Annotated in this window: 11 protein-coding genes; 3 read left to right on the top strand and 8 right to left on the bottom strand. The window is 69.5% G+C overall.

Features of this window, described 5'->3' with window-relative positions:
• Positions 1-95: 95 nt before the first annotated feature.
• The 4 genes from ACFWRV_RS24345 to ACFWRV_RS24330 form a co-directional block, all read right to left on the bottom strand.
• A complete protein-coding gene (locus tag ACFWRV_RS24345) occupies positions 96-1400 on the bottom strand; it encodes an ABC transporter substrate-binding protein (protein ID WP_384337853.1) in 1305 nt (434 codons plus the stop codon).
• Positions 1401-1514: 114 nt separating this feature from the next.
• Positions 1515-2615, bottom strand: coding sequence for a substrate-binding domain-containing protein (locus ACFWRV_RS24340; RefSeq protein ID WP_384337852.1), 1101 nt, complete (start codon positions 2613-2615; stop codon positions 1515-1517).
• A 111-nt stretch (positions 2616-2726) separates the two neighbouring features.
• On the bottom strand, positions 2727-4748 hold the full coding sequence (locus ACFWRV_RS24335) for a hypothetical protein (protein ID WP_384337851.1): 2022 nt from the start codon (positions 4746-4748) through the stop codon (positions 2727-2729).
• Positions 4749-4792: 44 nt separating this feature from the next.
• Positions 4793-5602 (bottom strand): heparin lyase I family protein, encoded by an 810-nt coding sequence (locus ACFWRV_RS24330; protein ID WP_384337850.1) that lies wholly within the window; start codon positions 5600-5602, stop codon positions 4793-4795.
• Between the two features lie 408 nt (positions 5603-6010).
• Here ACFWRV_RS24330 and ACFWRV_RS24325 point away from each other — a divergent pair, with 408 nt between their 5' ends.
• Entirely contained in the window at positions 6011-6235 is a 225-nt protein-coding gene (locus ACFWRV_RS24325; RefSeq protein ID WP_384337849.1) for a hypothetical protein, read from the top strand.
• Between the two features lie 51 nt (positions 6236-6286).
• On the opposite strand, the gene ACFWRV_RS24320 is transcribed toward ACFWRV_RS24325, so the two are convergent.
• From ACFWRV_RS24320 to ACFWRV_RS24310, 3 genes are all read right to left on the bottom strand, one after another.
• Positions 6287-6973, bottom strand: a complete 687-nt coding sequence (locus ACFWRV_RS24320; protein ID WP_384337848.1) for a class F sortase — start codon at positions 6971-6973, stop codon at positions 6287-6289.
• A gap of 66 nt (positions 6974-7039) precedes the next feature.
• Entirely contained in the window at positions 7040-7864 is an 825-nt protein-coding gene (locus ACFWRV_RS24315; protein ID WP_384337847.1) for a hypothetical protein, read from the bottom strand.
• A gap of 246 nt (positions 7865-8110) precedes the next feature.
• Entirely contained in the window at positions 8111-8881 is a 771-nt protein-coding gene (locus tag ACFWRV_RS24310; protein WP_384337846.1) for a response regulator, read from the bottom strand.
• A 114-nt stretch (positions 8882-8995) separates the two neighbouring features.
• Here ACFWRV_RS24310 and ACFWRV_RS24305 point away from each other — a divergent pair, with 114 nt between their 5' ends.
• Together ACFWRV_RS24305 and ACFWRV_RS24300 are read left to right on the top strand one after the other, a co-directional pair.
• The gene (locus tag ACFWRV_RS24305) at positions 8996-10603 is read left to right on the top strand and encodes an ATP-binding protein (protein WP_384337845.1); all 1608 of its coding nucleotides are present in this window, start codon (positions 8996-8998) and stop codon (positions 10601-10603) included.
• Positions 10600-11805 (top strand): PP2C family protein-serine/threonine phosphatase, encoded by a 1206-nt coding sequence (locus tag ACFWRV_RS24300; protein WP_384337844.1) that lies wholly within the window; start codon positions 10600-10602, stop codon positions 11803-11805. The genes ACFWRV_RS24305 and ACFWRV_RS24300 overlap by 4 nt, the downstream gene beginning before the upstream one ends.
• A gap of 318 nt (positions 11806-12123) precedes the next feature.
• Here the strand turns inward: ACFWRV_RS24300 and ACFWRV_RS24295 are convergent, their stop codons facing one another.
• Positions 12124-12651: a class F sortase gene (locus ACFWRV_RS24295; protein ID WP_384337843.1), complete on the bottom strand. Its 528-nt coding sequence runs from the start codon at positions 12649-12651 to the stop codon at positions 12124-12126.
• Between the last annotated feature and the right edge of the window lie 161 nt (positions 12652-12812).

The raw sequence follows: 12812 nt of genomic DNA, 5'->3' as shown, positions 1-12812 counted from the left end.
CGGGCCTTTCTCGATGAGAGCGGGAAAGGAATACTGAGGGGGAGGAGCCGACGCCGGCCCCGACGGGCGGGCATCGGACACCCGGCGGGCGCGTACTAGGGGGCCACCTTCATTCCTCGACGCTCCATGTCCTTGACGGTGGCCTCCTGCGCGCCGGTGAGGACGTCGGACAGCTTCACCGTGCCCTCGGCGACCTTCGGAAGCAGGTCGACGATCGCGGTGTTCGTCGTTCCCATGACCGGCCCCCACGTCCAGCCCTGCCGGATCGCCTTGTACGACTCGCTGCCCACGGCGTACACGTCCTGACCACCGAAGTAGTCGGTGGGGAAAGCGGCCTTGGTGACCGGCACGAGCCGGGGATCGGCGGGGAACATGCTGCTGGTGCCGGAGGAGACCCACGCCTTCATGCCGTCGGGGTCCGTGGTGATCCACTTGATGAACTCGGCCGCTGCCGCGCTGTTCCTGGCGCCCTTCGGAATGACGAAGGACGAGCCGCCGTACATGGCGGAGGCCGGCTTGCCGTCCCAGGTCGGGACCGGGGCCACCGACCACGTGCCCTTCTGGTCGGCGACGGTCGCCTGCTGGGCTCCCGCGCACCAGCTCGCGCAGACGTAGGCGACGGTCCGGTTCTGCTGGACGCTCGTCCAGAACGGGTCGAGCGAACTGAGCGAGTGGACCAGGTCCTCGCGGGCGAGGTCTCCCCAGTAGTCGGCGACCTTCCGGGAGGGACCGTCGGTCAGCGACACCTTCCAGGCGTCCTTCTCGGTGCCGAACCACCGCGATCCGCCCTGCCAGGCAAGGGCGCTCAGCAGTCCCGGGTTATCGGTGTACATGACCCCGCCGCGGGCTTTCGGGTCCGCCTTCTTCACCTGGCCGGTCATGTCCCGGTAATCGTCCCAGGTCGTGGGGACGTCGATGCCGTGGTCCTTGAAGAAGTCGTTCCGGTAGAAGAGCATCAGCGGCGCGGCGTCGCGGGGGACGCCCCACGTTTCGCCGCCCAGTTCGACCAACTGCCTGGTGGCCTGCGGGAAATGGTCCTCGACCAGGGTCCCGAGTTCATCTCCCAGACCTTCCAGCTTGCCTTGAGCGGCGAACTCGGGCAGTTGGGCGAACTCGGCGACCGCGACGTCCGGGACGGTTCCGGCCTTCACGGCGTTGGTGAGCTTGGAGTAGTACTCCTGGCCCGAGGGCACCGCCTCGAAGGTCACCTTGATGTCGGGGTGGGACCGGTTGAAAGCCTCGGCCACCTCGTCGGAGCCCTTGACGAAGGACCAGAAGGTGACCTCTCCGGTCGCCTTCTCCGCCGTGGAGCCCTCGCTGTCGGAGTCTCCGCATCCCGTGGCGAGCAGGCTGAGTCCTGCGACGGTACAGACCAGCGCTGTCAGACGTCTACGAAACATGATGGGCCACCGATCGTTTACTGGGGTGTCACCGTAATCATTCGTTACGTACGACAGCGAGTCAATGCATATGCTTTCACATTTTGGAAAACGAAAGCATATGACGTTGGGAGGTCAGGCGGCCCCGGGGCGCGCGGCGCCGCACGAGGCGCGGACCCGCAGTTCCGGGCGCAGCAGGATCTCCGCCAGCGGCGTTGCGGGGTCGGACAGTCTGCGGACCGCGAGGTCGAGGGCCCAGGCCCCGACCGCCTGCTTGGGCGGAGCCACCGCCGTGAGGGGAACCTTGCTCATCTCGGCGACCTCGTCGTCGTACGTGACCAGGGCCAGGTCCTCCGGCACCCGCAGCCCCCGCGTCTGCAGGATGCCGACGAGGGCGATGGCATCGATGTCGTTGTGCACCAGCGCCGCCCGGATCTCACCGGCCTCCACGGCCTGGACGACCTCGTCGAAGCGTGCGTCGGCCTGCGCGGCGTCCCCCGTGGTCACGATGGGGTACTCCGGCCCCGGCGTGAGGCCCAACGCCTCCACGGCATCGGCGTAACCAGCGCTGAGCAGCGCCGTGTTGGGGCTCTCGACCCGGGCCACCAGCGCCACCCGGTCGTACCCGAGCCCGGCGAAGTGCCGCACCGCCAGGGCCGCCCCGTAGGCGTGGTCGGAGGCCACCTGCTCCAGCCGGCCGGCCCGTATCCCCGCCCTGCGCTCCACCAGCACGGTCGGCACATCGAGGGTGCTCAGCCACTGCTCGGTTTCCTCCGCCGGGCGCAGGCCGGGGTGCAGCATCAGGAGCAGGCTGTCGATACCGTCGGCCATGAGCTGGCGGACCTGTTCCTGATGCTCCGCCAGCGACTCCCCGGAGACGGCGAGCACGACGCGGACCCCGCGCGAGCGGGCCGCGTTCTGGACGCCGCGGATCACCTCCGCGTAGTAATAGCCGCCCGGAGGCACCACCAGACCGACGGCGTGCGGCTGCGCCGCGGGCGGGGCGGAGGCGACCGGCGCCTCGGCCGGAGCGTTATCGGCCGGGGCCCGGCCCGGTGCCAGGGCCCTGGCACCGCCGTGCACCCTGGTCAGCAGCCCCTGACCGGCCAGCTCCCGTACGTCCTGGCGCAAGGTCACGGCGGAGACGCCCATCTCCTCGGCCAGTGCCTTCACGGTGATCGAACCCTGGCGCTCCACAGCACGCAGGATCGCTTCCCGGCGCTCGTCTGCCAACACCTTCCGGTCCCCTCTCAGTAGCGAGTGATTCACCAACTTTCACTCGACAACCGAAAGATATCAATCAAAGGTCGGCGTTGGCCGGGGACACCTGATCTCAGAGCCCTCGCGTCAGCGCGACGGCCGGTCGTCGACCGCGACGAGGTGGGAGCCGCGAAGCGTATAGAGCAATCCGTCGTGCACGTTGACGTGCGGGCCGCTGTACCAGGAGCCGTCGATGTCGGCGACGACCGTGCTGACGGCGAACGTCTTCGGGTGGAAGCGGAAGAGCGTGGTGTCCGAGACGCCGTAGACCGCGCCCCGGTTGCTGACCAGGGCGGCGAAGCCCCTGCTGACAGCGCTGACGTCGGCGGTGTGCACCACCTTCCGGGTCCGCACGTCGACGACGAACAGACCACCCTTCGTGGTGAGTCCGTAGAGGTTCCGGCCCTGCACAGCCAGCGCCGCCACGCCCGCCGCCTGCTCCGGATCGACGCGCCACCGCTCCTTGCCGTCGACGGGATCGACGGCGACGACGGTGGCGCGCGGCCCCTCCTTCGACGCGTTGTCGCCGCCCAGATAGGCGATGCCGTCGCGGTTGGCTACGGCCCGCACGAGCTGGACGTCGTCGATCGGATTGACGTAGGAGGCCGACTTCCCGGTCTTCGGGGAGTACGTCCACAGGGCGCCGCCGCCCTCGGTGTCGGACTGCACGCCGACGAGGAGCAGCTTGTTGTCCGGATCCCACGAGGTGTCCAGCGGGCGGTTCTGCTCGCCGGGAAACTTCGCGGCCTGCTGCGGCTGCCGTCGCCGGGAGGGGTCGTACCGCCAGATGCCCTGCGCGTTGTACTGGCCGGTGTACAGGACACCCCCGATCACTTCGGCGTCCTTGGCCTCGCCGGGCGCCAGCAGGTTGACGACCTCGCCGGTCTTCAGATCGCGCCGGGAGATGGCGCCGTTGCCGCCGAGGTAGACGTATCCGCGGCCGGCGGCGATCCCCATGCCCGCTTGCGGACCCGCCTTCGCTCCCGCTTCCTGCAGGTTGGTGACGACCGACGTACGGGCCGCCACATCGATCTCGGCGACGAAGCCGTAGGCCGAGACGACCGTCAGCTTCCCGTCGTTGTGGTCCACGCCCCAGATCTCACCGAGATCCGGTCCGGTGAACTCCACGGGGGAGATGGTCCCGTCCGCCTTCGTGTAGGCCTCCACGCCCGACTCGGAGGCGAAGTAGATCCGCTCCGCGTCGGCGGCGAACGACTTGATGACCGTCCCCTCGCTGTTCACCACGGTGTACGAGGAGAAGTCCTCCAGATCGATCACGGCGAGTTTCGCGGGATCGACCGCGCCCGAGGTGCCGACGATCAACTTCCCGTCCAGGACGGCGAGTTCCCGGAGGCTGGGGTCCTTCTCCATCTCCTTGGGCACGATCGAGGTGAACGCACGGCTCTGCCGGTCGTAGGCGAACAGGGACGCCTTGCTCGCGCCGCTCCCGCCGGACAGGACGCTGCCCGCCCCGAAGAAGACGGTGGTGTCGGTGGCCGCGACCGCCCTGGCCAGCGTCGCTTTCGGGTCGGGGGCGCCCAGGTCGGTCACGGCGCCGGTGCCGGGGTCGTACTGCCACAGCACGGGCGGCTTCGCCGGGACGCCGCCCACGGCGAAGACCGTCCCGTCGGGGGCGACCGCCAGATCACGGATGTCGCGGTCCCCGGTCCTGCCGATGGCCACGGCGGGCCGGTCGAACGTCGTCAGGTCCCACCGGAAGAGATTCGGCTTGCCCTGGTCGGCCTTCACCAGCAGGCCGATGTAGAGGTAGCGGCCGGTGGGGTCGGCCGCGAGCGCCTGAATGGACGGCTCGGGCCCCGCGTCGAGGGTGGTCACGGACACCACCTTCCGGCTCGGCAGATGGAACCCGATCACGCTGGCGGGGTTCATGTTGCGTGAGCCGATGTAGACGGTGTCACCGACCAGCAGCCCGCTCATCAGCGAGAACTGGACCAGGCCGGGACCCAGGTCCGTCACCGTCGTCTTGGGCGTCGCACCGGGCGCCGCGCCGGCCTCTGCGGCGAGAACGGAACCCGTGGCCGTGGCCAGCCCGAGCGCGCCGCCGGCCTGGAGCAGTCGGCGCCTGCTCAGGGAAAGAGAGTCGGTCATCTGTACTCCTGGAGAGTGTCGGGTGTCGGGTGCGCGGAGCAGTGTCAGGGCAGGTCGGACACGCGGATGTCGTCGTGCTGCACGATCCGCGTGAGTTCGTCGCCGTTCTCGATCGACTGCGAGGGGCGGTACAGCCCCCACTTGACGTAGCCGTGCTCGGCCGGATTCTCCGGCTGATAGGTGGGCACGTCCTCGTACACGACGGCGGGCTGGTAGTCGGACTGTCCCGGAAGCCGTACGGAGACCTTGAAGTAGCCGGTCCCGTCAGTCGTCCAGCGCGCGTCCACGCGGAAGCTCAGCCACCTGTTCACGTACGGACGGAGGTCCTCCACGACCGTCGACTGGCGGTCGAGGTGCGGAGACCGGAACGCGATCGCGTTGCGCTGCGCCATGAGGTAGAACGCCGGTGGGTTGCCGCCCGAGTGCTTGCCCTGGAAGACGATGTCGCCCGCTTCGCTGTCTCCCGGCGCGTACGTCTTCCAGTCCTTGAGCAGCACGCTGAACTCGTAGCGCTGCTCGTCCCCCACGTCGAACCGCCCGGCCGGAAGCAGATCGGTCGCGCTCTCGCTGCGCGGCGCGCCGTTGGACTCGTAGCCCGGGTCGCCGAGCGTCACCTTGTGCTGGACCGCGTACGAGCCCTCGTGCCCGGGCCGCGCGACGACGGAGGCATCCGGGGCTGTCGCAGCGCTGGTGCTCAGGCCGTCCACCCCCGAGTCCAGGGTTCCGCTCTCGTAGTCCACGTGCAGCTTCTCGGTGGTGTCCGCCGCCGCCGTGGAACCGACGACCGCCACAGCGGCGGGCACCAGCAGCACACCCGCGCAGAGGGCCATCGACATCGTGCGAACCTTGCTCATGTCACTCCACTTCATGTCTTTTCCGTCCGAGTGCGCGATGTGACCGAAACCTGAGTGATCAAACGGCATCACTTGAAGCCACATGGGTGGGACTCGCGCTGGCTGCATGCTGACATGCTTCCGAATGAAATCGGAAGACCGGCGACAGGAAGGGAAGAAAGTCAAAGTTCAGTGGTCTTCTGGCCGTGCTTTCGCTGCCCAGCAGGGCCTCAAGCCAGCAGAACGACGGCGCCGCACGCCGCAATAGTGACATCGTTCGAAGGGTATCGATGTGATGTGGCGCGAAGGTGGCGTGCGGCAAGAGCCCGGAAGGAGCCTCCCGTGCTCATGGGGGCATGCTGCTCGCCGGCCTGCGACCCGGAGGGAGGCACCTGAGCAGGTTCTTGGGCCGGCGTCACCGTACTCGCCATGATCCTCGCCGCCTGGATCGCCTACCGCGCCGGCCGCCGCCAAGCCCTCCGTGGGGAGACGGGAGGAGCTGCGGGCTCCGTCCCCGTTCTCGTCGAACCAGCCCTCCACCTCGGCGGCGACGGCCACGACGATCCCGGCACAGTCGTCGGTCTTGACGTCCTTGACGTCCTTGCAGACGTCCGGCCTGCCCGTGGCGTGCTCGGAGCGTTCCGTCGGAGCTGAGCCAGCGCCCCGGGCGGACAGCCGCTTCTCAACGGGTGGGACAACACGCCATCAGGCGCCCTGTCCGGTCAGCCGCGCATAGACGACGACATTGTCGGCGTACCGGCGGTCGGCCTCGGAGTAGTCGCCGCCGCAGGTGATCAGGCGGAGGCCCGCGTGATCGAGGTTGCGGTAGACCTCGACCGTGGGGAACTCGTCCTTCGGGTAGACGGCGGTCCGGTCGACGGTGAACTCGGCGGTGCGGCCGTCCGCGCGTCGGACGTCGATGCGGTCGCCGGGGTCGAGTTCGGTGAGTTTGAAGAAGACGGCAGGTACTCCGTCCCAGGTGACGTGTCCTGCGATCACCGAGGGGCCGATCGCGCCGGGGGAGGTGCCGGGGCGGTACCAGCCGGCCTTCGCCGGATCCTTCGGCGTCTCCATCGCGCGTTTTCTCCCGAGCCCGAGTTCCTCGAGTTCCGAGGTGATCTTGAGGGACGGGATCGTGACGCTGACGGGCCGAGAAGGCGGGAGCGCGGCGGCGTGCGGTGCGGCAGAGGGCGGTTCGGTCGGGGGCTGGGCCGGGGCGGTGGCGGCCGGCCCGCCCTTGTCCGCCGCCGACGCAGGGGTGGGCTGCTGCCGGCTGGTTCCCAGAGCCAGCAGCAGCCCACCGGTCAGCAGAAGGGCGGTGGCTGCGACGAGCGTGACGTACCGCGGCCGCAGCGCCCTGCGGGGCTCGTCTGTGTCGGGTGTCGAGTTCATCGCTTCACCTGTCCCTGCGGTTCGGCCGTGATGAGCTGTCGAGTCGTCCCGGTGCCGGAACGGACGTCAGCTCTCGTGCCGGACGTCCGAGGTCCGCGTGCGGCGGCGTACGGCGAACAGCCCGCCGCCCGCCAGGACGGCCGCGCCGCCCGCGGCGAGGAGGCCCGGCGACTCGACGCCCTCCGCGGTTCCGCCGCCGGTCTCGACGCCGCCCGCCGGCATGGAGCCGACGGCCGCGCCCTTGACCATGCCGCAGTTGGCCGGGGCGGTGGCCTCCTGGGGCAGCTTCGGGTCGAGCTCGCTCTTGCCCACGCCGAAGTCGTACTTCCCGTCGTCGTTCTTGTCGATGCCGTGCTGCACGACGTGCAGGTCCTTGAGGTGGTCTGCCACGTCCTGGGAGACGGTGATCGTGCGGGAGTACGTCAGCTTGCCGTCCTTGTCCGCGACAGGCATCCGGTCCACCGCGAGGCCGCTGTCCTTGGAGGTGTCGCCCTTGGTGGTCAGGGAGATGTTGATGTCCCCGTACTGCGGCAGGCCCTCGGCGGTGGTGACGATGCCGTCGCCGTCCTTGTCGGCGCTCTTGTCGGGGCAGCGGAAGTCGTGGCCGTCCGTGGAGCCGTGGATGTGCTGGGCGTGCGGCTGACCGGGCACCAGACCCTGCGCGTCGATCTTCACGGTCAGCTTGTCGCCCTCCAGGCTGACCAGGGCGGCACCACTGGCGCCGGAGTCGTTCAGCTGCTCCAGGTCGATCTGGTACGTGTCGCCGTCGGCCGCGTCCGTGGTGGAGGCGGGATGGCCTTCGTGAGCCAGGGCGGGCACGGACACCCCGAGGGTGAGTGCGGCGGGCAGAACGAGCAGTGCGGCCAGGCGAGTTGTACGGCGGGCTATCACAAGAACACATCCCCTTCCGGCGATTCCGATCGGGACCGGATCCGCGTGCAGTCGCTGATGTCATGGGTTCGACGCCATCGACGGGAAGGATTGGTCTGATCACGACAAGTTTTGCCCCGGGCGGGCGGCCGGAGTTCCCGGGCACGCCGTCACGGCGCCCGCCCGGGAACTTCGCTACGCCGGTCCCGGCGGCTCGTGGTGACCGGCCAGGTCAGCCACTGCGGCAGGAATGCGGTGGGTTACGGGCTAGGGGCGCGGCCGGGTCGCGGTGTCGAGATAGAAGGCGTCGATGCTCTGGACGGCCTGCTCGAAGGCGTCCAGGTTGACCGGCTTGGTCACGTAGGCGTTGGCGTGGCTGGTGTACGCGCCGGTGACGTCGTCCGGGGCGGTCGACGTGGTGAGAACGACGACGGGGATGCTCTGCAGGTCGTCATCGGTCTTGAGGACCTTCAGCAGGTCGTGGCCGTTCATGCGGGGCATGTTCAGGTCGAGGACGATGAGGTCGGGCCGGACCGAGTCGGGCGCGCGAAGGTGCTCCAGAGCGGCGACTCCGTCGGTGACCTGGACCAGGTTGCGGGTCCCTCGCTCGGAGAGGGCTTCTTCGATGAGCATGGCGTCGGCGATGTCGTCCTCGACGAGCAGAACGTCGAAGGGGCGGGCGGGAGTGGTCATCGTCGGGTGCTCCGTGGGTTTTTCGTTCGAGTGGTGGAAGAGCCCCGGCCAGCGGCGCCGGGCGCCTTGGCGGGTCATGTCGCAGGCGGCGCCGATCTGCGGGTAGCCGGCACCCGCGCGGGCGGCGTCCATGGCCGCTTGCCGCTGAAGCCTCTCAGTGGCCTGCTGCAACTGGTCCAGTACGTGGAGCAGGGTCAGCGGATAGGTCGGGTCGCCGGATGCGGGAGATGCCGGGTCCTCCCGCAGCTGGTGGGCAAGGCGCTCCGCGAGATCGCTGATCCTCGCGTCCGCGATGGCGGCTGTCTCCTGGGGGGTGGTCCGCAATGCGAAGTTCTTGCCTGGCATACCCGGCACTGTAGGCCCCCGAACGGCCCAGCGACAACATCCGTTGTCGGGTGGGTCTAGAGTGTGCTGGCCGCAGCCGACCGAAGGCGGCTGCTACAGCGAGGAGCTCCCAGGATGACCGGCGACGAACGGCAACCGCGCCCACGGAGACTGTCCACATGGACGACCCGGCGCTGGCTTCGCGTGGGAGTGGCCGCGTCCCTGGTGGTGCTGACCCTGCTCGGGGTGGCGGGAGCCCTGGTCATGGGGCGGACCCAGTCGATCAGCAACAACCTCACGGACGTACGGTCCCCCTCCCTGTCCACCGCGTTCCGGCTGGAAACGGCCCTGGTCAACCAGGAGACCGGTATCCGCGGGTACGGCCTGACCGGCATGCCGGACTTCCTGGCCCCCTACCGGCAGGGGCTCGCGGACCAGAAGGCACATACCCGGTCGCTGGAGGAGCTGCTCCGCGGCGACTCCGCCCGGCTGACGGACCTGGGGGCGGTACGGGACGCTGTGGACAGGTGGCAGGAGAGGACCGCCCGGCCGATCGCCGCCGTACCGCCCGGCTCGCCCCCCACGCTGACCGCGGAACAGGTGGCCGAGGGCAAAGCCGCCTTCGATGAAATTCGCGTCGCCCTGGAGAGCCAGCAGGAGAGACTGCGCGCGGACCGCGTTCAGGCCAGAGCGGAGCTGCAGTCCACGGTGACCCTGCGCAACTGGGTGTTCGGCGCCATCGCGCTGCTCATGATCGCTCTCGCCGCTCTTGTCTTCGAGGGGCTGCGCCGCGGCATCAACCGGCCCCTGGACCGTCTGGGCACCGACGCCCGCACCATCGCGGCGGGTGACTTCGGCCATCCCATCACCCCGACCGGCCCGGCCGACCTGCGGCGTCTGAGCGCGGAGATCGATTTCATGCGCCGACGCCTGGTACGGGAACTGGCCTTCACCGAGGAGGCGCGGCTGCGGCTGGACGCGCAGGCCGCGGACCTCCAGCGCTCCAACGCCGAACTGGAGCAGTTCGCCTACGTGGCCTCCCACGACCTCCAGGAACCGCTGCGCAAGGTGTCCAGCTTCACCCAGCTCCTCCAGCGGCGGTACGGAGGTCAGCTCGACGAACGAGCGGACCAGTACATCGACTTCGCCGTCGACGGGGCGAACCGCATGCAGACCCTCATCAGCGACCTGCTCAACTTCTCCCGCGTGGGCAGGGTCCACAACGCCCAACAGAGCATCGACCTGGACACGGTGCTGGAAGAGACACTGTCGGCGCTCAGCGTGGCCGTCGAGGAGACCGGGGCGACGATCACGCACGACCCCCTGCCCAACCTGGTCGCCGACCCCAGCCAGATGGTCATGCTCTGGCAGAACCTGATCGGCAACGCCGTCAAGTTCCGTCGCCCGGGCGAGATCCCGAGGATTCACATCACCGTGGCCCGGGAGCCCGGGCTGTGGCGTTTCACCGTCACCGACAACGGCATCGGCATCCCTCCCGAGTACGCCGAGAAGATCTTCGTCATCTTCCAGCGGCTGCACACCAAGGACACCTACAGCGGCAGCGGCATCGGCCTGGCGATGTGCAAGAAGATCGTCGAATTCCACGGCGGCACCATCGCCGTCGACCCGGACTACCGCAACGGCACCCGTATGACGTTCACCCTGGCTCCCGAACCGCCGGAGAGTCCCGTCCCGTCCGTACTTCCGGAGGCCACTCGCGCGAACGCGGAGGCGACGCTGTGACCGCAGCCGTGGAGCACACTCCTGACGTACCCTCGGGCCCGCCCCACTACCGCATCCTCCTCATCGAGGACGACCTGGGCGATGCTCTGCTCGTCGAGGAACTCCTCCACGACACCGGGCTGCGCTTCGAGCTGACCACCCGCACCACCCTGGCCGAAGCCCGCGCCGAACTGGCCACCAGCCCGGCCGATTGCATCCTCCTCGACCTGCACCTGCCGGACGTGTCGGGCATCGCCGCGCTCACCGCCGTTCGAGCGCTGGCCCCGCACACCGCCGTGATCGTCCTGACCGGGCTCTCCGAAGCCCGGGCGGGCACCGAGGCGATGGCTGCGGGCGCCCAGGACTACCTCGTCAAAGGCAAGGTCGAAGCGGACCTCCTGCACCGCACGGTGCGCTACGCCGTCTACCGCAGCCAGACCGAACGCGCGAACGCCGAAGCCCAGGCAGCCCGGCAGCGCGCGGAGGAGAACGCCCGCCTGGAACGCGGCCTGCTCCCGCAGCCCATCCTCGACACCTCCTCGGTGCACGTGACCTCCCGCTACCTGCCCGGAGCCGCCATGGCACTGCTGGGCGGGGACTTCCTCGACGTGGTGGAGGGCGACGACGGCCTGCTCCACGCGGTCGTGGGCGATGTGAGCGGTCACGGCCCCGACGCCGCCGCGCTCGGTGTCTTCCTGCGGATCGCCTGGCGCTCTCTCGTGTTCGGCGGACATCGCGGCGAGGATCTGCTCCACCTGATGGAGCGCATCCTGATCGCCGAGCGAGGCAGCCACTCCCTGTTCGCCACGTGCACCCTCCTCGCACTGGACCAGCGCGCCGCCACGGTCACCCTCCACCTGGCCGGCCACCACGAGCCCCTGCTGACCACGGTGGACGGGACTCATGAAGTGACCGCGGCACACGGCATCGCGCTCGGGATCGTCCCAGGGCTTCGCTCCTGGCCCTCCACCACCGTCCCGCTACCGCCCAACGGAGCCCTCACCCTCTATACGGACGGCCTGACCGAAGGCCACAGCGGCGCGGACCATGAACGACTCGGCGTGGAAGGTCTCCTCACACTGATCGGGAGCCTGCCACCGGCGGACCCGGCCGCCCATGTGGACCGGCTCATCCAGGAAACCCACCGGCTGAACGCCGGACGGCACTCCGACGACCTGGCCGTGCTCCGCCTCGACTGGGGCGACCTGTCTTCCCCCTCCTGAGAGATGGACAGCCCTCCGCGCGCAGGTCACCGACGTGTCCCTTCCTCCCGACCAGAGCTGACGCGCTTCGCTGTCGGGGTGGGAGGGCGATCGCTGCTGCGGGGCGCCCCAGGAGTGGCGCCCCGCAGCAGCTGTTCCTCACAGGCCGTCACCGCGGGGAACAGGCGCGGCGTCCATCATCGATGGTGCCGCAGTGCGCGGCCTACCTTCCGAGCGACCGCACAATGGGCATTCGCCACAGAACGCGTGGTGGATTGGTCCCAGGGCGATCGGATCCAGCCGATCCGCCCGCTGCCGGCCCTGGTGTCGGACTCGCGTTCATCCTTTCGGCACGCCCGCGCCGTTGAGGGTGGCGTAGACGACGAGGTTGTCCCGGTACTCGCGGCGGCCGCGGTCGTATGCGCCCGAGCAGGTGATCAGGTGCAGGGCGGGCGGTCCGGTGGTCGTGTAGACCTGGCTGTCGGGGAAGGCGTGCTTCCCGTACTGGCGTAGTGCCCGGATGGTGAAGGTCAGGGTGGACCGGTCTTCCTGGACCATGGTGACTTCGTCGCCCGGGTCGAGCGTGGAGAGTCCGTGGAAGGCTCCGGGGCCGGTGGTGGAGTCCACGTGGCCGACGACGACCGTCGCGCCGGGGCCGCCCGGGCGGGGGCCGTCGCTCCACCAGCCTATGTTTCCCGGTTCGTCAGGAACGCCGAGGCGGCCGTCCTGCTGGACGCGCAGGCCGGTCAGTGGCTGGTCGAGCGAGATGGCGGGTATGCGGATGCGGATCGGCGCTGCGGGCGTCCGGCTTTCGGAGGACGCCGCTCGGCCGGAGCCGGGGTGAACCGGCAGACTGCCTCGGTCCACGCGTTCCGGCGCCTCCCCGGGGCCCGTTTCCAGAGCTGAGACTCCGACGCAGGCCAGAGCCGCCCCGACGGCAACGGCGGCCAACCCCGCGGCTCGTCGCCGACCGGGTATTCGCCGTAGCCGGCGGCGACCGGCTGTGCCATGGCCCGGTCGTCCGACCC

This window comes from Streptomyces sp. NPDC058576 (genome assembly GCF_042718715.1).
Lineage (GTDB): Bacteria > Actinomycetota > Actinomycetes > Streptomycetales > Streptomycetaceae > Streptomyces.
The sequence above is the reverse complement of the archived record's forward strand: the minus strand, read 5'-3'. Positions and strand labels throughout refer to the sequence as shown.

Excerpts from the sequence above, each read along its gene's own strand:
- ACFWRV_RS24335 (WP_384337851.1), bottom strand. The coding sequence starts at position 4,748 with ATGACCGACTCTCTTTCCCTGAGCAGGCGCCGACTGCTCCAGGCCGGC.
- ACFWRV_RS24325 (WP_384337849.1), top strand. The coding sequence starts at position 6,011 with ATGATCCTCGCCGCCTGGATCGCCTACCGCGCCGGCCGCCGCCAAGCC.
- ACFWRV_RS24345 (WP_384337853.1), bottom strand. The coding sequence starts at position 1,400 with ATGTTTCGTAGACGTCTGACAGCGCTGGTCTGTACCGTCGCAGGACTC.
- ACFWRV_RS24330 (WP_384337850.1), bottom strand. The coding sequence starts at position 5,602 with ATGAGCAAGGTTCGCACGATGTCGATGGCCCTCTGCGCGGGTGTGCTG.
- ACFWRV_RS24320 (WP_384337848.1), bottom strand. The coding sequence starts at position 6,973 with ATGAACTCGACACCCGACACAGACGAGCCCCGCAGGGCGCTGCGGCCG.
- ACFWRV_RS24310 (WP_384337846.1), bottom strand. The coding sequence starts at position 8,881 with ATGCCAGGCAAGAACTTCGCATTGCGGACCACCCCCCAGGAGACAGCC.
- ACFWRV_RS24305 (WP_384337845.1), top strand. The coding sequence starts at position 8,996 with ATGACCGGCGACGAACGGCAACCGCGCCCACGGAGACTGTCCACATGG.